This is a genomic window from Pectobacterium sp. S5, assembly GCF_051707265.1.
GTDB lineage: Bacteria > Pseudomonadota > Gammaproteobacteria > Enterobacterales > Enterobacteriaceae > Pectobacterium > Pectobacterium polare.
The window spans coordinates 26214-51344 of record NZ_JAULSZ010000002.1 but is presented as its reverse complement, the minus strand read 5'-3'; the positions used below and the strand labels follow the sequence as shown (position 1 = coordinate 51344).

The 25131-nt window shown below is 49.6% G+C and carries 22 protein-coding genes; 12 read left to right on the top strand and 10 right to left on the bottom strand.

What is annotated here, in order from left to right; all coding sequences use genetic code 11:
* Positions 1–188: 188 nt before the first annotated feature.
* Positions 189–1109 carry a LysR substrate-binding domain-containing protein gene (locus QWJ20_RS09870; protein ID WP_433992423.1) on the top strand — a complete coding sequence of 307 codons (921 nt, stop codon included), beginning with the start codon at positions 189–191 and terminating at the stop codon, positions 1107–1109.
* Between the two features lie 15 nt (positions 1110–1124).
* Here QWJ20_RS09870 and QWJ20_RS09865 read toward each other — a convergent pair whose 3' ends face one another.
* On the bottom strand, positions 1125–2012 hold the full coding sequence (locus QWJ20_RS09865; RefSeq protein ID WP_433992422.1) for a LysR family transcriptional regulator: 888 nt from the start codon (positions 2010–2012) through the stop codon (positions 1125–1127).
* Between the two features lie 145 nt (positions 2013–2157).
* On the opposite strand from QWJ20_RS09865, the gene QWJ20_RS09860 reads away from it, so the two are divergent.
* Entirely contained in the window at positions 2158–3669 is a 1512-nt protein-coding gene (locus tag QWJ20_RS09860; protein WP_433992421.1) for an MFS transporter, read from the top strand.
* A gap of 426 nt (positions 3670–4095) precedes the next feature.
* Positions 4096–5871, top strand: a complete 1776-nt coding sequence (locus tag QWJ20_RS09855; RefSeq protein WP_127156424.1) for an AIPR family protein — start codon at positions 4096–4098, stop codon at positions 5869–5871.
* A 702-nt stretch (positions 5872–6573) separates the two neighbouring features.
* Here the strand turns inward: QWJ20_RS09855 and ychF are convergent.
* Both ychF and pth read right to left on the bottom strand, forming a co-directional pair.
* Complete coding sequence (gene ychF, locus QWJ20_RS09850; protein ID WP_039480662.1) at positions 6574–7665, bottom strand: redox-regulated ATPase YchF; 1092 nt, start codon at positions 7663–7665, stop codon at positions 6574–6576.
* A 129-nt stretch (positions 7666–7794) separates the two neighbouring features.
* Positions 7795–8382 (bottom strand): aminoacyl-tRNA hydrolase, encoded by a 588-nt coding sequence (gene pth / locus QWJ20_RS09845; RefSeq protein ID WP_433992420.1) that lies wholly within the window; start codon positions 8380–8382, stop codon positions 7795–7797.
* 314 nt (positions 8383–8696) lie between these two features.
* On the opposite strand from pth, the gene ychH reads away from it, so the two are divergent.
* Complete coding sequence (gene ychH / locus QWJ20_RS09840; RefSeq protein WP_433992419.1) at positions 8697–8966, top strand: stress-induced protein YchH; 270 nt, start codon at positions 8697–8699, stop codon at positions 8964–8966.
* 156 nt (positions 8967–9122) lie between these two features.
* Here the strand turns inward: ychH and prs are convergent, their stop codons facing one another.
* From prs to lolB, 3 genes are all read right to left on the bottom strand, one after another.
* Positions 9123–10070 (bottom strand): ribose-phosphate diphosphokinase, encoded by a 948-nt coding sequence (gene prs, locus QWJ20_RS09835; protein ID WP_010274915.1) that lies wholly within the window; start codon positions 10068–10070, stop codon positions 9123–9125.
* 137 nt (positions 10071–10207) lie between these two features.
* Entirely contained in the window at positions 10208–11080 is an 873-nt protein-coding gene (ispE, locus tag QWJ20_RS09830; protein ID WP_095699514.1) for a 4-(cytidine 5'-diphospho)-2-C-methyl-D-erythritol kinase, read from the bottom strand.
* Positions 11081–11083: 3 nt separating this feature from the next.
* On the bottom strand, positions 11084–11707 hold the full coding sequence (gene lolB / locus QWJ20_RS09825; protein ID WP_095994587.1) for a lipoprotein insertase outer membrane protein LolB: 624 nt from the start codon (positions 11705–11707) through the stop codon (positions 11084–11086).
* A 231-nt stretch (positions 11708–11938) separates the two neighbouring features.
* Here lolB and hemA point away from each other — a divergent pair, with 231 nt between their 5' ends.
* From hemA to kdsA, 6 genes are all read left to right on the top strand, one after another.
* A complete protein-coding gene (hemA, locus tag QWJ20_RS09820) occupies positions 11939–13195 on the top strand; it encodes a glutamyl-tRNA reductase (protein ID WP_039496291.1) in 1257 nt (418 codons plus the stop codon).
* A gap of 33 nt (positions 13196–13228) precedes the next feature.
* The gene (prfA, locus tag QWJ20_RS09815) at positions 13229–14311 is read left to right on the top strand and encodes a peptide chain release factor 1 (protein WP_095699512.1); all 1083 of its coding nucleotides are present in this window, start codon (positions 13229–13231) and stop codon (positions 14309–14311) included.
* Positions 14311–15156, top strand: coding sequence for a peptide chain release factor N(5)-glutamine methyltransferase (prmC, locus tag QWJ20_RS09810; protein WP_433992418.1), 846 nt, complete (start codon positions 14311–14313; stop codon positions 15154–15156). The genes prfA and prmC overlap by 1 nt, the downstream gene beginning before the upstream one ends.
* Positions 15157–15161: 5 nt before the next feature.
* On the top strand, positions 15162–15563 hold the full coding sequence (locus QWJ20_RS09805; RefSeq protein WP_010304660.1) for a SirB2 family protein: 402 nt from the start codon (positions 15162–15164) through the stop codon (positions 15561–15563).
* A gap of 2 nt (positions 15564–15565) precedes the next feature.
* A complete protein-coding gene (gene sirB1 / locus QWJ20_RS09800) occupies positions 15566–16375 on the top strand; it encodes an invasion regulator SirB1 (protein WP_010304662.1) in 810 nt (269 codons plus the stop codon).
* A 75-nt stretch (positions 16376–16450) separates the two neighbouring features.
* Positions 16451–17305 (top strand): 3-deoxy-8-phosphooctulonate synthase, encoded by an 855-nt coding sequence (gene kdsA / locus QWJ20_RS09795; protein ID WP_039480687.1) that lies wholly within the window; start codon positions 16451–16453, stop codon positions 17303–17305.
* 174 nt (positions 17306–17479) lie between these two features.
* On the opposite strand, the gene ydgH is transcribed toward kdsA, so the two are convergent.
* Positions 17480–18433, bottom strand: a complete 954-nt coding sequence (gene ydgH, locus QWJ20_RS09790; RefSeq protein WP_095994585.1) for a DUF1471 family protein YdgH — start codon at positions 18431–18433, stop codon at positions 17480–17482.
* Positions 18434–19013: 580 nt separating this feature from the next.
* Here ydgH and pntA point away from each other — a divergent pair.
* On the top strand, positions 19014–20543 hold the full coding sequence (gene pntA, locus QWJ20_RS09785; RefSeq protein ID WP_095699508.1) for a Re/Si-specific NAD(P)(+) transhydrogenase subunit alpha: 1530 nt from the start codon (positions 19014–19016) through the stop codon (positions 20541–20543).
* A 10-nt stretch (positions 20544–20553) separates the two neighbouring features.
* Entirely contained in the window at positions 20554–21942 is a 1389-nt protein-coding gene (gene pntB / locus QWJ20_RS09780) for a Re/Si-specific NAD(P)(+) transhydrogenase subunit beta (protein WP_433992417.1), read from the top strand.
* A 139-nt stretch (positions 21943–22081) separates the two neighbouring features.
* On the opposite strand, the gene uspE is transcribed toward pntB, so the two are convergent.
* From uspE to ogt, 3 genes are all read right to left on the bottom strand, one after another.
* Positions 22082–23032: a universal stress protein UspE gene (gene uspE, locus QWJ20_RS09775; protein ID WP_109411048.1), complete on the bottom strand. Its 951-nt coding sequence runs from the start codon at positions 23030–23032 to the stop codon at positions 22082–22084.
* 190 nt (positions 23033–23222) lie between these two features.
* Positions 23223–23969, bottom strand: coding sequence for a fumarate/nitrate reduction transcriptional regulator Fnr (gene fnr, locus QWJ20_RS09770; RefSeq protein ID WP_005968491.1), 747 nt, complete (start codon positions 23967–23969; stop codon positions 23223–23225).
* A gap of 281 nt (positions 23970–24250) precedes the next feature.
* Positions 24251–24787, bottom strand: a complete 537-nt coding sequence (gene ogt / locus QWJ20_RS09765; protein ID WP_095994581.1) for a methylated-DNA--[protein]-cysteine S-methyltransferase — start codon at positions 24785–24787, stop codon at positions 24251–24253.
* Between the last annotated feature and the right edge of the window lie 344 nt (positions 24788–25131).

Below are 25131 nucleotides of genomic sequence, written 5' to 3'. Positions count from 1 at the left end.
TCATTTGTAGTTGAGAAAAATTTTTATCATGAATTGGATCATAAAAATGGCTCTGCTTAGCCGTAAAAAAACACATGGCAAGACTAAATTGTGATATCCATCACAAACCTATATCTAAAAAAACTCGCCATTTATAAAAAATAGGTACTATTGCTGCTTATTACTTCAAATAAAAACTAGTTGTCACCATGAAAAAAGAGAATAACGACAATCTTCCAATCCCCTCATTGAGGAATATTCAATCTTTCCTTCAGGTTGCCAATTGCAACAGTATAAATACTGCCGCAGAACAGCTTAACATCACGCCATCGGCCGTTAGTCATCAAATATCAACGCTTGAGCGGTTTATCGGGAAGAAATTATTTATTCGCAATGGCAGGGGCGTTAAGTTGACATTGACGGGTGAGAAATATTTGCGTGATGTATCTGGCGCGATAAGCGAAATAGGGCGGGCAACAGATCAAATAATTAATGAAGGCGGGAAGGAAATCCTTCGCGTTCACTCCTCGCCAACGTTTGGATTAACCTGGCTAATGAGGCGGTTAGGGTATTTTAGAGGTCAATATCCTGACATTACGCTAAATTTGACATGTTCTTATGAGAATCTTCAGTTTTCCCGTGACAATATCGACATTGATATCAGGCATGGCATAGCCGATTGGGATGCCTATAAAGTATTAACGATAAAGAAAGACACGATGATTGTTATGGCGTCTCCGGCATATTTAAAACAGCATCCCGTGATAAGTCCTGAAGATCTGTTGACCTATGAACTCATTAGCTCAACAAGTACGTTGATTAATTGGGATAAATGGTTTTCTTATCATAATTTATCCAAATCGCATATAAATCATAGCCTCAGTTTTGACCGTTCATTTATGAGTTTTGAAGCCGCAAAAATGGGATTGGGTTTTATTCTGGAAAGTAAAATGCTAGGCACAGATTTCCTTCGCGAAGGTTCCCTTGTTCCTGTCTTTTCTGAAGATTATGCCATTCCTGTTAATGCACATCACATCGTCATGCCACATGTTAATGAACGAACACCAAAGATAAAGGCTTTCACTGACTGGGTTCGCAAAGAACTCCAGACCAATGGGTTTTCTATCTGACTGACACCCTCACCATCAACCAAATGTTTTCTCACTCAGACAGTCAATAAATGCCCGGAGTTTGGGAGACAGATCGCGACTGGCGGGCCAGAGAATCCACATTGGGCTGCTATTCTGAGTGAAGTCATCAAGGATGGTCTGTAATCGGCCATCGCGCAGGTATTTCGCCACGCTGAAATCTGGCAGGCAGGCAATGCCTTGGGCCTGTCGGGCTAGATGGATGCGCATTTCTATGCTGTTACAGACTAGCGAGAGTGGAAGGTCGTAGGTATTTTCCTCTGCTGCTAGCGGGAGAGGCCATTGCTCAAGGCGGCCGGAGCTGGGAAAGCGGTAATGCAGACAGATATGCGCCCGCAGATCCATCGGGTGTTGCGGCAGTCCGTGTTCCTTAAAATATTCTGGCGCACCGACCAAAACGCGACGGAACGTGCCCAACTGACGGCGCTTGAGCCCTGAATCCGCCAGCGTTCCGGTGCGTATCGCGGCATCAAAACCATCACCAATGACATCCACTAAACGATCGGAGAAATCCAGATCCAGTTCTACCGCCGGGTAACGTCGCATAAAATCTGCGATGACAGGTTCGAACAGGCTGCTGTGTCTGGGCAGGCTGACACGCAGTTTACCGTGTGGCGTCTCGCTGGCCTGCGTCATTTCCAGTTCAGCGGCTTCGACCTCGCTCAGGATGCGGCGGCAGCGTTCAAGGAATTTTTCACCTTCGGCGGTCAATGCCAGCGTTCGCGTGCTGCGATGAAAGAGCCGCACGCCCAAGCGTGCTTCCAGCCGCGCAACCGCTTTGCCGACAGAGGAGGGGGAAACCCCCAATTCGCGCGCTACAGCGGAGAACCCAAGCCGTTCCGCCACGCGCACAAAAATGCCAATGCTGCCCAGTTTATCCATCATCACGCCGACCTATTTAAGACATTTTTGTCCGAAGTGTTGATAACCTTATCCTATTTTTCTCGATATGACTTTGACTTAAGCTGCCGCAAACGCTCGATTACCCCTGTTGGTGTCTTTGGGCATCACGTTATTGCAGACGAGAACGATGATTTCACTTTCTTTTCCCTCCGCCAGAATCTGGCTTCAACTGCTGGCTGCTTGCCTCACCGGCTTATTGATTCCGCTGTGCTTCACCGGTCCCTCGGTCGTGCTACCGGCGATCAGTCAGGAGTTGGGCGGCAGCCCTGCGCAACTTAGCTGGATTATGAACGCTTACATCCTCAGCTATGGCGGCGCGATGATGGTATCGGGCAGCCTGACCGACATCTACGGGCGCAGGCGCATTTGGCTGATCGGGCTGGCCTGGTTTTGTGTTTTTACCTTCGCGATTCCGTTTTCTCCCAGCGTACTGTGGATCGATCTGCTGCGCTTGCTACAGGGGCTGGGCGGGGCGGCGGCTTTTGCCGCGGCGATGTCATCGCTAGCTCCGCTTTTTGCTGGCCGAGCCCGAGCCCGTGCTTTCAGCTTACTGGGCACTACCTTTGGCCTCGGACTGGCTTTCGGCCCGCTGGTATCAGGATGGATGGTTGAGGCCAGCAGTTGGCAAGGTGTCTTCTATGCTACGGGCATTGTGGGTCTGCTCGGCTGGGGACTGGTCGCGATAAGCACTCGACAGGTAAGCGAAACGAACGCTGGCACGATGGACTGGCCGGGCATGATCAGCTTCACGCTGGCTTTGGGGCTCTTCACCTACGGCATGCTGCTGGTACCGGAACTGGGATGGCGCAATCCGATGGTTATCGCCATGTTGCTCGCGTCGGTTGCCGTGTTTGCTGGTTTTGTGGCTATCGAACGACGGGCAGCACAGCCGATGCTGGATTTGGGGTTCTTTCGCTCTCCCAGATTTATTGGTGTACAGGTGCTGGCCGCTTCACCCGCCTTCCTCTTCATCGTGCTGATTGTGATGCTGCCGGGGCGTTTCATCGGTATTGACGGCTACAGCGCATTGCAGGCGGGGCAGATGATGGTGTGGTTGGCAGCTCCGCTGCTTGTGGTGCCATTTTTGGCGGCGCTGTTGACGCGTTGGTTCACTCCCGGTTTGCTGTGCAGCGTCGGGCTGTTTTTTGTGGCGGGCGGACTGATTGGGTTAGCGCATGGGTTTGCTCAGGGTGGTGCGGCGTTACCGTTGCCGCTGTTGCTGATTGGTATCGGTATCGGCCTGCCGTGGGGGCTCATGGACGCGCTGGCCGTCAGCGTAGTGACGCCGGAACGGGTCGGTATGGCGACGGGGATTTTCAATACCGTGCGGGTATCCGCAGACGGTGTCGCTATCGCCATAATTAGCGCCTTGCTCGCCACGTTGATCCAAAATGGCATGGCGCTGGAGATAGGGGAATCGGTCTCACAGGCTGCGCTTCTGGAAGCGGCCAGCCGCACCGCATTAGGGGAGTTGCATAACGCCGTGTCGATCCTGCCCGGTTATGAGGCTCTGCTATTACAACGCTATGCGGAGTCGTTCATCACCGTCATGTACGTATTGGCAGGAATCGCCGCACTGACGGCCTGCGCGGTATTTGTCTTGCTGCGTGAACGACCAGCGGGTGCGAGTACTAGGTAGGATAGCTATCTGGTGCTCACCCCCCGTTGTTACTAACACACTATTTTACTCTAAGTGGAGCAAATTAGGTTGAACTAAGGTGCATCTAGCTTGACCTGTTTCAGAGAAAAGAATGATCTCAATTTTTCATTGAAACGGATATGTCTTGAGGATGTTAACGAAGCCTGAAATTTTATGCTCAGCAAGTCATATAAGATTGTCCGTTACTGAATGATTTTATACAGTGCAAAATAGAAGCTTCGCAGATACACTATCATTAAAGGTGATATCCGTTCTGCTGCGGTGTGAACGATCACTCTTTGGACGTCGAGTTTAAATATTAATGAAACCGTACAATGTATCCAATCTGAAATTAGATATCCTTTTCGGAAATTTCGGGTAATTTGAATTGGTGTGATAAGTATTATTAATATACATGGAGGGTTTATGAATTATAAAGAATTGAATGACAGTCCTTATTGGGTAGCACTTCAACAAAGGGATGATTTGAAGGAACATGGGAATTTAAATTCAGCACTTTACGCTTTGGAGTTAGACGGTGAACTAGATGATGTTAACTTAATAGCTCCAGATATTATCACTGAAGGAGGAGATGATGAAAATATTGATATATTATATGTTGATCGTGAAGGTAAAAGAATATATTTAATTCAATCTTTTCAGTCTCCATTGTTTCGTCCTCAAGGTGCTAAGCCGACTAAGGCTCAAGAAACATCTTATGCAGAGACTGCATTGTTCTCTGCTAGCATAGAGATGATACCAGCAAGAATTCGAGCGCAGGTAGCGGAAGCTAGAGATGCTTTAAAAGAAGGTGTAATTGAAAGGCTTAATATTTGGTTTGTACATAACTGCCCTGAAACAGATGAATGTGGTAGGCCATTAAAAGCTATAGGCCTTTCAGTCATTTCAAAATTAAAATCAGACTATCCAAATCAAAATATATTAGTTGATTCCAAGCAAATTGGTCTTGATACTTTAGATAAGCTTTATAATTCTCAATATAGCCCTATACTTATTTCAGATGTAATAAAAACAGGAGCGCTTCCTGGTTTCTTTGAAAAAAACAATGAGGACTGGAGATCTTTTTCAACTTCTGTTTCTGGTTCCTTCCTGAAGGACCTTCATGATAATTATGGTGAGGATAGGCTTTTCAGTGCAAATGTAAGATCTTACATGGGCAGTAACAAACGAGACCTTTCTATTAATGACAGGATAAAAGATACTGCGCAGAATGATTCTGGGAATTTCTTTGTTTATAATAATGGCGTAACAGCATTGGTTCATGATTTCTCTTTTTCTGAGGTTGATGGGCACTCTTCACTAGGAGTTCTTGAATCAATAACTGGGATTTCAATTGTAAATGGGGCTCAAACTACAGGTAGCATATCTCATGTTAAAGGGAAGATAAATAAAGATCTTAAGATAGGTGTTAGGTTTATTAAGGTTAATAATGAGGATAAAATCCAAGATATAACTTTGGCTAACAACTCTCAAAATAAAGTATTGCGCTCAGACTTTAGGTCTAGTGATCCAATCCAAACCAGATTAAGAAATGAGTTTGTTAAAAGTAAAGATGCCTTATATACAGGGGGGTTAAGAAAGTCTCTTTCCCCTAAACAAAAGCGAATTCTCTTACCTACAGATACTGTTGCTCAAATATTAATTGCATTTCACGATAACCCTACCAATGCTTACCATAATAAGAAAGATATATGGGATGAGGATGGTTTATATAAAAAAGCATTTGATGACTCAATTACTAAGGAACATATAGTTTTTGTTTTCACTTTAAATGAGGCAATTGCTAAGATTAAAAAAAATTATAGTGATTTATTTAGACATGGAAATTTGCCGGTTGTTGATCAAGCAAAGCAGTCCTTTCTAAGTCGCCCAGGTGTTTCTTTGCTAATCATCAACGCCATATCTAGTATGATGGAAATAATAGCAGGGAGAGCTATACCTAATAAATATAAACTTTCATTTAAAGATAGTGTTACAAGGTCAAAGGCAATTGATCTCTGGATGCCTGTAATTATTAGGCTGTTAACACGAGCCACTTTATTAGACCCAGCGACAGAAGCAAGGCTATCTAAAAGAAAAGTTGTTGTAGATATAATTTCTAGGTTCCAAAGTGATATGGATATGTATAGAGATGACTTCCCTCAGTTACTTCCTGATTTCGTTAAGAATTTAAATTACTAAATGAAGTATAATACACTATAAATACTGCCGCCAAGTTTAAATCCTCTTGGCGGCAGTACCGACGACTGCATGAGCGTTCTATTCTTCCGTAGGGGCTTAGCGACCTCATGGTATAAACACTAACCGTTTTCCATCCGAGTAAATCTATACCGGATACCGTGATGTGTATTCACTTTATATCCTGTGTGTGTGGGAACAATATTTCCGACTGAATGCTAATTTATTTTGGCTAGCTTTTCAGTGACGCGAACGCTATTGTTCAAGCTGCCCATTCGGTGTCGGGCTTGCTTATAAAGCAGAAGATTTAATGTACGATGAACTGCAAAGTGGCAAGCTCGTAATGGTATGGCAGGAATACTCTCATACGTTTTGTATTACCTATATCGTGAAGTGTCCACGGCATTACGGATAATCATTGAAATGCTGAGAATTTAACCTTGCTCTTGCTGGCTTTATTTTCCCCCTCATAACAAGGCGTTTATTAGTAAAGCTAATAGCCCCTTTAAGTATTCGTTAGCTAGTCAGCATAAACGAGGCCGTTACAATACCCTCTGGTATAGAAAAACGTTGTACGGGGATATCTCCGTGCTTGGTGCAATCTAAGGCGCTTATGAAAGTAAAAATCCACGCAATTGCGTGGATTTTATGGGTTTGTCAGTCTTCATGCGATTCATTGAGATCGCATGAGATAACAGAAGCGAATTAGACGTTGAACAGGAAGTTCATCACATCGCCATCTTTAACGATGTATTCCTTGCCTTCTGAACGCATTTTTCCGGCTTCTTTCGCGCCTTGTTCACCTTTGTAGGTGATGAAATCTTCAAAGGCGATAGTCTGGGCGCGGATGAAGCCTTTTTCGAAGTCGGTGTGAATCTTACCGGCGGCCTGTGGGGCGGTGGCGCCGACAGGGATGGTCCAGGCACGAACTTCTTTCACGCCAGCGGTGAAATAGGTTTGCAGGTCCAGCAGTTCATAGCCCGCACGGATTACGCGGTTCAAGCCCGGCTCTTCTAACCCTAACTCAGCCATGAATTCTTCACGGTCTGCATCATCCAGTTCGGCAATATCCGATTCAACGGCGGCGCAGACAGCCACAACGACAGAACCTTCAGCGGCCGCGATTTCGCGCACTTTATCGAGATATGGATTGTTTTCGAAGCCGTCTTCATTGACGTTAGCGATGTACATCGTTGGTTTCAGCGTCAGGAAGCTCAGGTAGCGGATCGCTGCTTTGTCTTCATCGCTTAGATCCAGCGAGCGCAGCATGCCAGCGTTTTCCAACTGCGGTAAACATTTCTCCAGCGCAGCCAGCTCAGCTTTAGCATCTTTATCGCCGCCTTTGGCTCTCTTCTGCACGCGATGAATGGCGCGTTCACAGGTGTCGAGGTCAGACAGTGCTAATTCAGTGTTGATGACTTCGATGTCATCAGCTGGATCAACTTTGTTGTTTACGTGGATGATGTTGTCGTTTTCGAAGCAGCGTACAACGTGGCCGATGGCTTCTGTTTCACGAATGTTGGTCAGGAACTGGTTACCTAAACCTTCACCTTTGGACGCGCCTTTTACCAGACCGGCGATATCAACAAATTCCATGGTGGTAGGGAGGATACGCTGTGGCTTAACGATTTCAGCCAGCTTGTCCAGACGTGGATCGGGCATCGGCACTACGCCGGTGTTCGGCTCGATGGTACAAAACGGGAAGTTGGCCGCTTCGATGCCGGCTTTGGTCAACGCATTGAACAGAGTGGATTTACCGACGTTAGGCAGCCCAACGATACCGCATTTGAATCCCATGTTTATATCACCTTAAATAACTTATTAATCAGGCAATTACTATCTTTTGCCTGTCAGAATGGAAATATTTCGGCCGATTATACACGGAATGGCGATTTATCTCGATCTGCCATCCGCATTCTGACCAGATTATGCCGCTTTGAAGGCATGCAAGCGGTTCATCGCTTTGATCATGTCTTCTTTCATCAGGATTTCTGTGCAGCGCACGGCTTCGTCAATGGCATCGTCGATCAGCGTCTGCTCGCTCGTCGGCGGTTTGCCCAGCACAAAACCGGTCACTTTGCTTTTATCGCCCGGATGGCCGATACCGATGCGTAAACGATGGAAGTTCGGGTTGTTACCCAATTTACTGATGATGTCTTTCAGACCGTTATGGCCGCCGTGTCCGCCGCCCAGCTTAAGTTTGGCAATTCCCGGTAATAAATCCAGTTCATCGTGTGCAACCAGAATTTCATCTGGCTGAATGCGGTAGAAGGTGGCCATTGCCGCGACGGCTTTGCCGCTCAGGTTCATGAACGTGGTGGGAACCATCAGGCGTACATCTTGCCCAGCCAGATTCAGGCGGGAAGTGTAACCATAAAACTTACTTTCTTCTTTCAGCGGCTGACGGTAAGCGTCCGCCAGACGATCGACAAACCAGGCGCCCGCATTATGGCGGGTGGCGGCGTATTCAGCGCCGGGATTCGCCAGGCCGACAATTAATTTAATGCTGCTCACGGTATATTCCAGATTACGTGCTTAAACTGACGCAGGGTCGCGTGATAAACGAAAGCGCTAGTTTACACACCGCGTAGTCGATAGCAAAATCTCCATGTCGGAATGTAAAAGTATTGTTATTTGTTTAGTGATGTGATTATTCGGATTTTTGTCTATTTATTTGTTTAAACGTAAAAAAATATTAATCATTCCCCTTATCTGTGATCCCTCCCGCAATCATCTAAGTACATTATTGTCTATAATTACATCAATAATAAGACAGTAAACAGTAATGGCACTCCGATTCATCCACAGAATTAATCTGGAGGTGGCAGATGAAACGCAAGAACATAACAGTACTAGGTAATGTATTGATGGGTATCGGGATGATCATGATGATTGGCGGCATCGGTTTTTCTATCGCCAGCCAGTTCCCGAAACTGAATGTTCCTGAATATATGACTTACATTGATCTGGTCAGTATTTTTTCTGGTGCAATATTTTGGTTGGCGGGGGCGCGTATTAGCGGGCGTGAAGAAGTCGCGGATCGTTACTGGTGGGTTAAACACTTTGATAAGCGTTGCCGTCGCCAGCGTCATCCATAACCGTCAATGACGTCATTGTGGCGTTAATGAAAATGAAATAATAGAGCCGCTGTAGCCTCGCTATGGCGGTTTTTTGTTTTATAGAAATAAGAAAGCCACCTTGTTACAGGTGGCTCCTTCATTATCGTTTTTGATCGATTATCCGATCAGCAGCGATTAATGTTCAAACATCGCAGAAATGGATTCTTCGTTGCTGATACGACGAATCGCTTCGGCCAACATCCCGGACAGCGTTAGCGTACGAACATTCGGCAGTGAACGAATGTTTTCCGCCAGCGGAATGGTATCGCAGACAATCACTTCATCAATTACAGAGTTCTTGATGTTCTCGTAAGCATTGCCTGAGAAAATCGGGTGTGTGGCATAAGCGAATACACGTTTAGCCCCACGTTCCTTCAGCGCTTCCGCCGCTTTGCACAGCGTGCCGCCAGTGTCGATCATATCGTCAACTAGCACACAGTCACGGCCAGCGACGTCACCGATGATGTGCATCACCTGAGAAACGTTGGCACGTGGACGGCGCTTGTCGATGATCGCCATGTCGGTATCGTTCAGCAGTTTAGCGATTGCGCGAGCACGCACAACGCCACCGATATCAGGAGAAACCACGATCGGGTTTTCCAGATTCTGTTGCAACATGTCTTCCAGCAGGATCGGGCTACCGAATACGTTATCTACCGGCACATCGAAGAAACCCTGAATCTGCTCAGCGTGCAGATCCACAGTCAGAACACGGTCAACACCCACGCTGGACAGGAAGTCAGCAACGACTTTCGCGGTGATTGGCACACGTGCGGAACGCACGCGACGATCCTGACGGGCATAGCCGAAGTAGGGGATAACGGCGGTAATACGTCCCGCGGAAGCGCGACGCAGAGCATCGACCATCACAACCAATTCCATCAGGTTGTCATTGGTGGGTGCACAGGTGGACTGGATGATGAAAATATCACCACCGCGTACATTTTCATTGATTTGCACGCTGACTTCGCCATCGCTAAAACGACCGACAGCGGCGTCGCCAAGGCTAGTGTACAAACGGTTGGCAATACGTTGTGCTAGTTCCGGGATGGCGTTACCAGCAAAAAGCTTCATATCAGGCACGAGAAGAACCTCAGGCTTGCGTCCAGAGAAATATTGCACCTGCCAAGCAAGGAAAAACAACAGGTACAACATGCATACGGGTGTATGAATTAAGTTTGCTACAGACTGGCCGCATGGCAGCCGGTGTGTGGCAAAACCTAACGTTGCCCAGAAAGCGTACGGTGCAGCGGAGAGATATTAACACCTTTCGCGACGAAACCGTTTAACCATTCCGGGGCCTGGTCAAGCACCTGACGGGCTGCGAACTCGGTGTCAAACTCTGCAAACACACAAGCCCCCGTTCCAGTCAGGCGCGCCGGGGCATATTCTAGCAGCCATGAAAGTAGCTGTTCAACCTCACGAAAACGTTTTCTTGCGATAGCTTCACAATCATTGACGAAGGTCTGGTTTAATAAAGTTTCTAAATCACGAATTGGCGAATTCCGCGTCAACTCAGGATCGCTGAAAATCAACGGCGTGGCAATACTCACGCCAGGGTGAGCAACCAGATACCATTTCTCTGGCGGATTTGCGGGGGTTAACCGCTCGCCAATGCCTTCGGCAAAGGCAGAATGCCCACGAACAAAGACGGGAACATCTGCACCCAATTGCAGCCCCAGTTCGGCCAACGTATCCACGTTCAGCCCACTTTGCCACAAATGGTTGAGGGCAACCAAAACGGTCGCTGCATTGGATGAACCGCCGCCCAGCCCGCCGCCCATCGGCAGACATTTCTCAATACTGATGTCTGCGCCGAACTGGGCAGGGCGAATATTGTCGCGTTCGCAGTGCTGCTGTAATAAGCGAGCGGCACGGACGATCAGGTTTTGCTCGTTCTCTACACCGTCGACAGGGGTAAGCAGGTTAATCTGGTCGTCATCACGCGGCCGAATCGTCAGGGTGTCACCGTAATCCAGAAACTGGAATAACGTTTGCAGCAGGTGATACCCGTCCTCTCTCTGGCCGGTAATATAAAGAAACAGGTTCAGTTTGGCGGGGGCAGGCCATGTCTCGATAACCGTCGGTTGCATCGCTTATTTAACCATCCAGTTATTCATCTTCAGCTTAATACGCTGTTCGCCCTGAACCAGTTCCAGACTGGTTGGCAGCGGAGGTGTTAACTCAGTGTTGTAACTCTGATAGCTGACATTCCAGTTTTGGTTGCCCTGATGATAGGTGATGGTTTTCAGCAGATAGCGTTCATCCAGCGTGAATTCGGTAGCGTCGCCTGGAATGCCGAGAATCCACTGGCGCAGATTGTTCAGCGGGATCGCCATGCCGGTCAGTTGCTGAATCATGTATTCGGCATCTTTACCTACGTAACGCTTGCCCTGATTGTCGGTGATTTGCACGCCGTCAGGCTGGGCACGCAGTTCTAATTCGGTGCTGCCGAGCGGGTTAGTCAGCAGCAATCGATAACGCTGCGGCGGTGTGTCCTGCCAGAAGAAATTGGCTGATACTCTTTTACTATCGGAGATATAGGCAAAAGCGCCGCGCGTCTGATATTGGCTGAGCTGCTGGACCTTTTGCTGATGCTGTTGCCACTCTGGCGAGGTAGGGCTTGTACCCGTTTGGGTCGGTTGATTAATACTACAGGCGGCAAGCAATACGCTGGCTAAAGGCAGTAAACGCAGGCATCGGACGGTTTTGGTTGGCATGTCGGTCGTATCCTGTAATGAACGAAGTCCGTGAAATACGTCACGCTAACGGGCTTACCGCTCAGCGTCAATGATTGTTATTCGTTAATGGCGTTTATTGTTTTTTGTCAAAAAGTGACTACCTCAGACGAGGTGTATCGCGTGCTGTCGCTTTTCTTGCACTCCCGCATCAAGTAGAATGCGGTTCAGACGAAATCCATACTAAGACCGGTATTACTCAGAAACAGCCTAATGACCCTGCTTGCGCTTGGTATTAATCACAAAACCGCACCGGTTTCTCTGCGTGAACGTGTTGTGTTCTCACCAGATAAACTCGGCGTGGCCCTCGACAGTCTGCTACAGCAACCGCTGGTGCAGGGCGGCGTTGTGCTGTCTACCTGCAATCGCACGGAACTCTACCTTAGCGTTGACGAACAGGAAAACCAGCGTGAGCAGCTGATTCGCTGGCTGTGTGAATATCATCAATTGCGCCCGGAAGAAGTCAACGGCAGCCTGTACTGGCATCAGGATAACGCCGCCGTTAGCCATTTGATGCGTGTTGCCAGCGGTCTGGATTCTCTGGTGTTAGGCGAACCGCAGATTTTGGGGCAGGTGAAGAAGGCGTTTGCCGAATCACAGCGTGGTCATTCCCTGTCCAGCGAACTGGAGCGGCTGTTTCAGAAATCCTTTACCGTTGCCAAGCGGGTTCGTACGGAAACGGATATCGGTGCCAGCGCAGTGTCGGTGGCATTTGCCGCCTGTACGCTGGCGCGGCAGATCTTTGAATCACTGTCGGATGTCACGGTGCTGCTGGTCGGTGCTGGAGAAACCATTGAGCTGGTCGCTCGCTATCTTCGCGAGCACAAAGTGCAGAAAATGGTGATCGCGAACCGCACCCGTGAACGCGCGCAGGCGCTGGCAACGGAAGTGGGCGCAGAAGTCATCACGCTGGCTGAGCTGGATGAACAACTCGTTCAGGCTGATATCGTGATCAGTTCAACGGCAAGTACGCTGCCGATTATCGGAAAAGGGATGATGGAACGGACGCTGAAGGCGAGACGGAATCAGCCAATGCTGATGGTGGATATTGCGGTGCCGCGTGATATTGAGCCGGAAGTCGGCAAATTGCCGAACGTTTATCTCTACAGCGTGGACGATCTGCACGCGATCATTCAGCATAATCTCGCGCAGCGCAAAGCGGCGGCGGTACAGGCTGAATCTATCGTGCAGCAGGAAAGCTCCGACTTCATGGCGTGGCTGCGTGCGCAGTCCGCGGTGGAGACCATTCGCGATTATCGCGCTCAGGCCGATGAGCTGCGTGCGGAAATGACGGCCAAGGCGCTGGCTGCCATCCAACAAGGCAATGACGTTGAAGCGGTGATTCAGGAACTGACACACCGTTTAACCAACCGTCTGATTCACGCGCCGACCAAATCCCTTCAGCAAGCCGCTCGTGACGGCGACCAACACCGATTACAAATTTTACGTGACAGCCTTGGGCTGGACTAGCATTCATCTCTATTACAGGATTTAACCGCCCGCATGAAGCCTTCTATTGTTGCTAAACTGGAAGCGTTACAAGAACGCCATGAAGAAGTCCAGGCGTTACTCGGTGAGCCCAGCGTCATCGCTGATATGGATCGCTTTCGCGCGTTGTCGCGAGAATATGCGCAGCTCACTGATATTACTCGCTGTTTCCAGCAATGGCAGCAGGCGCAAGAGGATCAGCAAACCGCAGAAATGATGCTGGACGATCCTGAAATGCGCGATATGGCGCAGGAAGAGTTGAAAGAAAGCAAAGCGACGATTGAAGCACTGGAGCAGCAGCTTCAGGTGCTGTTGTTGCCGAAAGATCCCGACGATGAGCGCGGCTGTTTTCTGGAAGTACGCGCCGGAACGGGCGGCGACGAAGCAGCGATCTTTGCCGGTGACTTGTTCCGTATGTACAGCCGTTATGCCGAATCACGCCGCTGGCGCGTTGAGGTTGTGAGCGCCAGCGATGGCGAACATGGCGGCTATAAAGAAGTTATCGCCAAAATCTCCGGTGATGGTGTGTACGGCCAGCTCAAGTTTGAATCCGGCGGCCATCGCGTTCAGCGCGTTCCCGCGACGGAATCTCAAGGGCGCATTCATACCTCGGCCTGTACGGTCGCCGTGATGGCGGAAGTGCCAGAAGCGGAGATGCCGGACATCAATCCGGCGGATTTACGCATCGATACCTTCCGCTCTTCTGGCGCGGGCGGTCAGCACGTCAACACCACCGATTCCGCCATCCGTATTACCCACTTGCCAACCGGTATTGTCGTGGAGTGTCAGGACGAACGTTCACAGCACAAAAACAAAGCCAAAGCGTTGTCGGTGTTGGGGGCGCGTATTCGTGCCGCAGAAGTGCAGAAACGTCAGTTGGAAGAAGCGTCAACCCGCCGTAACCTGCTCGGCAGCGGCGATCGCTCTGACCGTATTCGTACTTACAATTTCCCGCAGGGAAGGGTGACCGATCACCGCATTAACCTGACGCTTTACCGGCTGGATGAAGTCATGGAAGGGAAACTGGACACGCTGATTCAACCGGTCGTGCAGGAATACCAGGCCGATCAGCTTGCTGCGTTGTCCGAGCAGGAATAATGACGTATCAGGATTGGTTAATCTCGGCTACGGCGCAGCTCGCGGCGGGAGAAAGCCCGAAGCGAGATGCGGAGATTTTGCTGGGCTTTGTGACTGGCAAATCCCGCACGTTCCTGCTGGCGTTTGGTGAAACTGAGCTGAACGCGGCTGAACAGCAGCAGTTAACTGAACTACTGGCGCGCCGTGAACAGGGAGAACCCATCGCCTATTTGATTGGCGTGCGCGAGTTCTGGTCACTGCCGCTGGCCGTTTCACCCGCCACGCTGATTCCTCGTCCCGATACCGAATGTCTGGTCGAACAAGCCTTGCTGCGCCTGCCTCAAACGCCGTGTGCCGTGCTGGATTTGGGTACGGGAACCGGCGCGATCGCGCTGGCGCTGGCCAGTGAACGGCGTGATTGCCGGGTGACTGGCGTTGATGTTCAACCCGATGCCGTGGCGTTAGCGACAAAAAACGCCCAGCAATTGGGGCTCGATAACGCCTGTTTCTTGTCCGGAAGCTGGTATTCACCGCTTGATCACACGCGCTTTGCGCTTATCGCCAGTAACCCACCGTATATTGATGCGGATGATGTGCATCTGTCGCAGGGAGATGTACGTTTTGAACCTGCCAGCGCGCTGATTGCCGCCGATAACGGACTGGCGGATCTACGTATCATTATTGAATCCGCTCCGCAGCATTTAGATGCCGGTGGCTGGCTGCTGCTAGAACATGGCTGGCAGCAGGCTGACGCGGTGCGTCAGCTATTGCAGGCCCGAGGATTTACACAAATAGAAACTTGTCAGGACTATGGGGGCAATGACCGCGTGTCGTTAGGACGCTGGTTGGATACCCCAATTTATTAGGAGCAATGGACGTGATAACTCTTTACCCAGCCACGATATATCTGCATCTGGCAACGGTTGGTATCAGTATTTCCCTGTTTGTGATTCGTTTTTTTTGGCTGTGCCGGCAATCCGCTATGCTGCAACAGCGCTGGGTGAAAATCCTGCCGCATATTAACGACACCTTGTTATTAATCAGCGGTATTGGTTTAATCGTTCTCAGCCATACGTATCCGTTTACTCCCGAGCAAAGCTGGCTGACGGAAAAACTGTTTGGCGTTATCATTTATATCCTTCTTGGCGCTATCGCCTTGGGGAAACGCCCCCGTAGTCAGAACGTTCGCTGGCTGGCGTTTGTATCTGCTTTAATATGCTTTGGTGTGGTCGTGCTGTTGGCACTGACGCAGTCACCGTTGCTGATGGAATAATTATGAGTGCTATTGCTGATTTTGAATTCAACCAGTCACTGCTAAGTGATGGTGTCGTGTTGGTTTCACAGGCGATTCGCCGCGACTTTCCCGCTCAGGATGTGCGGCAAAATCTGCAACAGCTGGTTGAGAGCGCCCGAGCCGCTATTCCTGACGGCCTTGAGCAAGATCTTCAGCTTGAAAAACTGATTGAGCTGTTTTATCACACCTGGGGATTCGGTGGTGCGGGCGGCGTTTATCGCCTGTCTGATGCGCTGTGGCTGGATCAGGTGCTTGAATCTCGTCAGGGCCTGCCTGTGTCGCTGGGTATCATCTTTTTGCATATCGCCAATGAACTGGGTCTGCCGCTGATGCCGGTGATTTTCCCAACACAGTTGATTCTGCGTGCCGACTGGCTTGATGAAGAGATGTGGCTGATCAATCCGCTAAATGGCGATACGCTGAGCGAGCATGTGTTGGAAGTGTGGCTGAAAGGTAATATTGGCCCGTCAACTCGTCTGCTGGATGAAGATCTGGATGAAGCCGAGAATGTCCTGATCGTGCGTAAAATGCTCGACACGCTGAAAGTCGCCCTGATGGAAGAAAAACAGATGGAGCTGGCGTTGAGAGCCAGCGAAGCGGTGCTGCAGTTTGACCCGGACGACCCCTATGAAATCCGCGATCGCGGGCTGATTTATGCTCAACTGGATTGTGACCACATTGCGCTGTCCGATCTCAACTATTTCGTTGAACAGTGTCCGGAAGATCCAGTGAGTGAAATGATAAAAGTGCAGATTCACTCGATAGAGCAGAAACAGATTGTCTTGCATTAAAAAAACAGTCTTACATTAAGAAACCGTTTTGCAGTAATGCTACGTTAATTTATTTCCCGACATGAAGGTAAAAGTATGACGAATAAAGTGGTCAAGATAGGGGATATCCCCGTCGCCAACGATCTGCCTTTTGTGCTGTTTGGCGGCATGAATGTTCTTGAATCACGCGATCTGGCGATGCGCATTTGTGAGCATTACGTCACGGTCACGCAGAAGTTGGGCATTCCTTACGTGTTCAAGGCGTCATTCGATAAGGCTAACCGCTCCTCGATTCACTCTTACCGTGGTCCGGGTCTGGAAGAAGGGATGAAAATCTTCCAGGAACTGAAACAGACCTTTGGCGTAAAAATTATCACTGACGTACATGAATCGCACCAGGCCCAGCCCGTCGCCGATGTAGTTGATGTGATCCAGCTTCCTGCATTTTTGGCGCGCCAAACCGATCTGGTGGAAGCGATGGCGAAAACCGGTGCGGTAATCAACGTGAAAAAACCGCAGTTCGTCAGCCCGGGGCAAATGGGTAACATCGTCGATAAATTTATCGAAGGTGGCAACGATCAGGTGATTCTGTGCGATCGCGGCAGCAACTTCGGTTACGACAATCTGGTTGTCGATATGCTGGGTTTCAATGTCATGAAGCACGCTTCCAACGGTGCGCCGGTGATTTTTGACGTGACGCATGCGCTGCAGTGCCGCGACCCGTTTGGTGCGGCGTCTGGTGGCCGTCGTGGACAGGTCACTGAATTGGCGCGTGCCGGTATGGCCGTCGGTCTGGCGGGGCTATTCATTGAAGCTCACCCAGATCCTGCGAATGCGAAGTGTGATGGTCCATCTGCGCTGCCGCTGGATAAGCTGGAACCGTTCCTGCAACAGATCAAAGCGATTGACGATCTGGTGAAAAACTTCCCAGAGCTGGATACCAGCAAGTAATCTTACTCACGGTAGATTGATTGTTGACATAAAAAAACGTAGGGAACGTTTTTCAACGTCGCTTGCGACGGCCCGCAGGGTAGCGGGCAGGACGCTCGCCATAAAAAAACCCGCGATATCGCGGGTTTTTTGTTTATACCGTTCGTCGTTTTCTACGACACAGCACGATGGCTGTTATTTATAGAGATCCGCGCTGATGGTCATGTTGTTGCCTTTGCCTTCCCACTGTCTGGTGATGTGGTAGTACTTAGCACCTTTCTCACCTGCACGTTTAGCAACAGCCTCGGATATTTGTGTAATATTGGTGTAGTTACCACGGAACTGAATGGAGTCGAAAGGCACCATCTGTGCCGCTGTGGCCTTGTTCAGTTCCTGGATTTGTGTGCCATCAGATAGCGTTACCGTGTAACGTCCACCTTTCGAGGATTGCGTTTCAAAGAAGTTGCCCACGCTACGGCTGGGGCTATCAGAGTAAGCAACGCCTGGGATTTCTACTTTCGCTGCCTCTGCACCACCGGCAGCCAATGCAGCGCGACCCGCGTCAGAATCAGCAGGGATCGCATCAGGTCTCTGAAGCTGACGTTTTGGCGCATCCGCTTTATAGATAAAGGCGGTAGCCCTTTGATTAGCACTATTCGAGTTCACATCAACCTGGCGAACGATGTAGAACGAATCGGCATTTTTCTCTTTTGCTGCTTTTGCAATGGCGTCGATCAGATCAGGCTGAGTGCTGAATAAACCGCTCACCGTGACGGTGTCATAAGGCTCCAGCAAATAGGCAGCATCTTTCGGTAGCTCTTTAACACCGTAGACGGTGCGATATTGCACGTTCTGTTTCGCTTTAGGGGCATCTTTATGGTACAGGTCGACAGTCACATTCCAGTAGTCGCCTGAATTCGTATCCGTCATAGACTGCACATAAAACGACTCTGCACCCAACTTATCAGCGCGTGTTGAGGATGCCGCGACCGCTTCATTGATCGCGTTAAAACGCCCCTTAAATGTAATTCGCTCAAAGGGTTGCAGGGATTTTGCTTGCTCAGGCGTAAGTTCCTGCGCAGCCTGCGCTGAAAATGCCGAGAGTGATAACAACAATGTGGATGCAATAACAGTAGTCTTCAGCTTCATAAAAAATCCTTTCGCCTTCCTGCCACTCGAATTATTTAAGGTATAGCAATCAACCTGTAACGGAATAGGGCTGATTATCGCACGGAATAAATTCTTGTGCTTTAGCATTTTCAGCGGGCTGAAAAGCCATGATGCTTCGGCTCGCAACAAGAAAAGTGCTAATAATAACGGTTAATGATTGTTTTGACATCATAAGGGATATTTATGCAATTTATCGCATTAACAACCTTGTAACACATCGTTTTTGTGAAACAGCCCAGAAAAATACTTCTGTAATAATGCTACAAAAGGCAGAGAAGACCATGATTTTCGACCAAGAAAGGCTGGCAGAACCTGTGATAACTCGGCTTTTCTGTGAAATTCATTTTATTTATGGATCATCGATCACATTTTCAGTACGTTATAAATGAGTTCGCCTACAGTGAGACGCCTCAAAAAACGTGTGGTAAGAAGATGATAAGACCCTCTTCCTACCACGTGAATGTGGGGATACAGGGTGCAGTAGGTCTCGGCGAATTCGTATAACAGAATAGGGTGAGAATAATAACCTTCGTTAAAAATAAGCGAAAAGGGTATCAGCATGCGTATTGGTGTACCAAGAGAGCGGTTGGCCAATGAAGCCCGTGTAGCAGCGACGCCGAAAACGGTTGAACAGCTGCTGAAACTGGGTTTTACGGTCTCGATAGAACGTGAAGCGGGAAAACTGGCAAGTTTTGACGATGCGGCATACGAAGAAGTCGGTGCGTCGATTGTTGACAGTTCGGAAGTCTGGCAAGCCGATATCGTCCTGAAGGTGAATGCGCCGCAGGATGATGAAATCGAACTGACCCGAGCGGGCAGTACGGTTGTCAGCTTTATCTGGCCAGCGCAGAACCCAGAACTGCTGGCGAAGCTGGCTGCCCGTCAGGTGACGGTGATGGCGATGGATTCCGTGCCGCGTATTTCGCGCGCGCAGTCACTGGATGCGCTCAGCTCGATGGCTAACATCGCGGGCTACCGTGCCATCGTTGAAGCTGCTCACGAATTTGGCCGCTTCTTTACCGGACAGATTACCGCCGCAGGTAAGGTTCCGCCTGCTAAGGTCATGATTATCGGTGCTGGCGTGGCTGGTTTGGCTGCGATCGGTGCCGCAGGTAGCTTAGGGGCTATCGTTCGTGCTTTTGATACCCGCCCTGAAGTAAAAGAGCAGGTTAAGAGCATGGGGGCTGAGTTCCTCGAACTCGACTTTGAAGAAGAAGCTGGCAGCGGCGACGGCTATGCCAAAGTCATGTCCGAAGCCTTTATCAAAGCGGAAATGGAACTGTTTGCCGCTCAGGCAAAAGACGTCGACATCATCGTCACTACCGCACTGATCCCTGGAAAGCCAGCACCACGCCTGATCACCAAAGAAATGGTGCTGAGCATGAAGCCTGGCAGCGTGATTGTCGATTTAGCGGCGCAAACAGGCGGGAACTGCGAACTGACCGTAGCCGATCGCGTCACCGTGACGGAAAACGGCGTCAAAATTATCGGTTACACCGATTTGCCTAGCCGTCTGCCGACGCAATCTTCACAGCTTTACGGCACGAACCTGGTTAACCTGCTGAAATTACTCTGCAAAGAGAAAAATGGCGAAATCGACGTCGATTTTGACGATACCGTGATTCGCGGCGTGACCGTCATTAAAGACGGTGAAATCACCTGGCCAGCACCGCCGATTCAGGTTTCCGCACAGCCACAGCAGGCAAAACCCGCCGCTGCGGTAGTGAAGGAAGCAGCTAAACCGACGTCGCCGTGGAAGAAATATGCCTTCCTCGTAATCGCTATCCTGCTGTTTGGCTGGCTGGCCGATGTTGCGCCTAAAGAGTTCTTGTCTCACTTTACCGTTTTTGCACTGTCCTGCGTGGTGGGCTATTACGTGGTCTGGAATGTCAGCCACGCATTGCACACGCCATTGATGTCAGTCACTAACGCAATATCAGGCATTATCGTTGTCGGAGCATTGTTGCAGATCGGCCACGGTGGATGGGTGTCGTTCTTCTCATTCATTGCCGTATTGATCGCCAGCATCAATATTTTCGGTGGTTTCACCGTGACTCAGCGCATGCTGAAAATGTTCCGTAAAAACTAAGGGGTAACACATGTCTGGTGGATTAGTAACTGCTGCATACATTGTTGCCGCAATTCTCTTTATTTTCAGTTTGGCTGGGTTGTCCAAGCACGAAACGTCGCAACAAGGGAACATCTTTGGTATCAGCGGTATGGCGCTTGCGCTGATCGCGACGATTCTGGGGCCGGATTCTGGCAACGTGGGTTGGATCATTGTCGCGATGGCGATCGGTGGGTCAATCGGTATTTATCTGGCGCGTAAGGTTGAAATGACCGAAATGCCAGAACTGGTTGCGGTTCTTCACAGCTTTGTGGGCTTGGCTGCGGTACTGGTTGGCTTTAACAGCTTCCTCGATCACGGTGAAATCACCGATCCGGTGATGGTCAATATCCATTTGACGGAAGTCTTTCTGGGTATCTTCATCGGTGCTGTGACTTTCACTGGCTCGGTGATCGCGTTCGGTAAACTGCGTGGTAATATCTCCTCCAAGCCACTGATGCTGCCTCATCGCCATAAAATGAATCTGGCGGCGCTGGTTGTGTCCTTCCTGCTGCTGCTGTTTTTCGTCAATACAGGCAGCGTGGCGTTGCAGGTACTGGTGCTGATCCTGATGACGGCTATTGCACTGGTATTTGGCTGGCATCTGGTTGCATCGATTGGCGGCGCGGACATGCCTGTCGTCGTTTCTATGCTGAACTCCTACTCCGGTTGGGCAGCAGCAGCAGCGGGCTTCATGCTGAGCAATGACCTGCTGATCGTGACCGGTGCCCTGGTGGGTTCTTCTGGTGCGATTCTGTCTTACATCATGTGTAAAGCGATGAACCGTTCCTTTATCAGCGTGATTGCCGGTGGTTTTGGTACGGATGGCGTTTCCTCTAGTGAAAGCGAAGAGGTGGGTGAATACCGTGAGGCTTCAGCGGAAGATGTGGCTGATTTGCTCAAGAATTCGACCTCAGTCATCATCACGCCAGGATACGGTATGGCCGTCGCACAAGCGCAGTACCCTGTGCATGACATCACCGCCAAACTGCGTGCGCGTGGTATCAAGGTTCGCTTTGGTATTCACCCGGTTGCAGGGCGTCTGCCTGGTCATATGAACGTGCTGTTGGCTGAAGCAAAAGTGCCTTACGACATCGTGTTGGAAATGGATGAAATTAACGACGATTTCACCGATACCGATACCGTACTGGTCATTGGCGCGAATGACACCGTTAACCCAGCGGCGCAAGAAGATCCACACAGCCCAATCGCTGGCATGCCAGTGCTGGAAGTGTGGAAAGCGCAGAATGTTATCGTGTTCAAGCGTTCTATGAATACCGGTTACGCTGGCGTACAGAACCCGCTGTTCTTTAAAGAGAACACACAGATGCTGTTTGGCGATGCCAAAGATAGCGTTGAGGCGATTCTGAAAGCGCTGTAAGCGTGGCAGGAAGTTGAAAACGAAAGGGGCGAAATCGCCCCTTTTTTACATCTCAACTATAGCGATACGTGGCATCGCCAAAAATAATGCCAGCGCTGAGGCTGGCATTATTTGGTGCTGAGCGTGATGACACCAGCAATCAGCTGTTGTCGCCTTCTTCGAGCGTAATCGGCGACACGAAATCATCGGGTTTGATCGCAAGTAAATCGCACTTCAAGTGGTCGATAACATGCTCGACGGTGTTGCCGATAAAGGCCGCGGAAAGGCCGGTTCTACCCAGTGAGCCTAACACCACGACACCCGCCTGCAAATGCTCCGCCAGATCGGGAATCACTTCTTCCGGCAACCCTTTTTCTACGTGCGTCACGCGTTCATCCAGGCCGAATTTCTGCCGTAGCGATTTCATCGCGATAAGGTGCTGCCCTCGAATCGCATCGTTGTAGACGCTGGGATCGAAATCAGGCAGTTCAATGGCGATATTGATGGGGGTAACAGGGTAGGCACCGACCAGATGAACCTCGGTCTGGTCAACCTGCTGTGCCAGCTCCAGCGTTTCCGATACCAGTTTGATATTGAGCGGATCGTGATAAGGGTCTTCGCTAGCCAGATTGACGGCAACCAGCGCACGGCCTTCGACTGGCCAGGGCTGATCTTTCACCATCCACACAGGGCAAGGGCATTTGCGCAGTAGCTGCCAGTCGGTTGGTGTAAAGATAACCGCTTCCAGCCGATCGTGCTGATGTGCCATTTTCAACAACAGGTCATGTTGTCCGGCAATGACTTCCCGAATAATGGCTTCAAAGGGTTTATTGTGCCACACCACTTTGATTTCTATCGACACGCCAGCGTCAAGGTAGTATTTGCACTGTTCCGCAATCCACTCGGTCCGCTGTTGAATAACACCCTGACGCATTTCCACCCGTTCATCGGGGGAAAGCAGGGTTGTCATTTCATAAGAGAAATCATAAATCGGCAGAAATGCCTTGATACGGCCGCCAAGTCGCTGAACCAGATAAACCGCCCGACGCAGCGCTGGTTGGTCATCCTGATTTGGGTCAATAGCTACCAGTAAGTTCTGATACTTTGCCATAGCTCCTCCAAACAGCTGTTACTCCACAGCCTGTCATTCAAGAGTACCGCAATGGGATCGTTTTGGACAACAGAGATAAGCCGCAGAATAACAAAATAGGAAATATCACGGATGGGGCGGAAAGGAGGGGATAAAATTGACGTTGCCACAGTAAAAAAAGCGGCAACGTCAAATGGTTAGGCTGGAAAGATTATTTGCGTGAGGAACCGGCTAATTCGGAAAGCGCATCAATATTCTCGATCGTGATGTATTTTCCTTTTACCGCCAGCGTACCGCTTTTCTGGAAACGCCCCAGCAGACGGCTGATGGTTTCAACGGTCAGTCCCAGATAGTTGCCGATATCACCACGCGTCATGGTCAGACGGAACTCACGCGGCGAGAAACCACGCTGAGCGAAACGGCGGGAAAGATTGTAGACAAAGGCCGCCAGACGCTCTTCAGCATTCTTTTTCGACAGCAGCAGAATCATGTCCTGATCGCCACGGATTTCGCCGCTCATCAGACGCATCATCTGCTGGCGCAGGTTAGGCATTTTCCCAGAGAGATCGTCCAGCGTCTCGAAAGGAATCTCGCAGACCATTGAGGTTTCCAGCGCCTGAGCGAAGCTCGGGTGTTGGGCCGTACCGATAGCATCAAAGCCCACCAAGTCACCTGCCAGATGAAAACCAGTGATTTGCTCGTCGCCTTGCTCCGTGATGGTATAGCTTTTTATCGTACCGGAGCGGATGGCGTATAGCGATCTCAGTTCATCGCCAGCCTTAAACAGCGCCTGCCCCTTCTGGATAGGCTTCTTCCTTTCAATGATGTTGTCGAGCTGATCGAGCTCGTGTTCATTCAGGGTGAAAGGGATGCATAGCTGACTGATACTGCAATCCTGACAGTGGATTGCACAACCGCCAGACTGGATGCGTCGGATAATTCGCTTTTCCGGGATCATAGGCTTTGCTCAGGCAATAATTGATATTGGTCAATTTTAACAGCTTTTATCGGCTCTGATAAGACCGGTAATCACCGGAATAGACCAATAAATAGTGAACTAACTATAATTTTTCGATTTTGCTGGAAAATATTCCGATATATAAGTCTCGTGTAGCGATAATATTTTCGTCCATTACGTTACCGAACGGTTAACACGTTGATTAATCCGAATCACTTACGATGACAGGCAATTCGGACGGGATTTTCGTGTGTCGCGAAGCGTAAAATTATAACGGTAAACTATTCTGTTGAAGCAAATAGCGGTTTAGGTAAATAGCCTTCGTGAGTGAGCAGCCACTGCTTACGGTGAATGCCGCCCGCATAGCCCGTCAGCGCACCGCCAGTACCGATAACACGATGGCACGGAACCACGATGCTGACAGGGTTGGAGCCGTTTGCCATGCCGACCGCACGTGCTGCACCAGTGCGTCCCAGCAGCGTCGCGAGCTCGCCGTACGTGGTAATTTCTCCACAGGGGATTCGACGTAATTCCTGCCAGACCTGCTGTTGAAATTCGGTCCCGACAGAAGCAACGGGTAGCGTATCAATAATCGCTAATTCACCCTCAAAATAGCGTTGCAGGCTCTCTGTCAGTCCACCGGGATTATGACGTGGCTGTAACGAAAAGGGATCATTTCGATAACTGCGATTGAGCATGCGAAATAAATCGTCTTCATACTCGCGCCACTCGACGGCACGCAAATGATTATTTTCATCCGCAATAATCAATAACTCCCCAAGCGGAGTGGCCATCGTGTCCTGAAAAAAAGTCTGCATAGTGATTCCTTACGCGCTTGTCGCTTTCTTGCTTCTCTCATGAGTTACGTGCCGATTATCCGGCATCCTCAGGCGGATTGAAAATAAAGTTTGAATGTGGCGATCGGCATCCCGTCAGAACGAATCCCGTTGACGTACGAACACTGAAGAGAGGCAATGCACATCCAGCGTGGGGCATGGGATACCCCATCTAATATTGCTAATAAAATCAATCGTTAATGTGGAACGTGCTCAATTTGTATTTATGAGAGATGGAACATGCCAATCTTCATCCTACTGCCAGATAACATCATCGCATGGCAATAATATGAAGGTGAACGATGTTGGGATGTTCTATTTTTTTA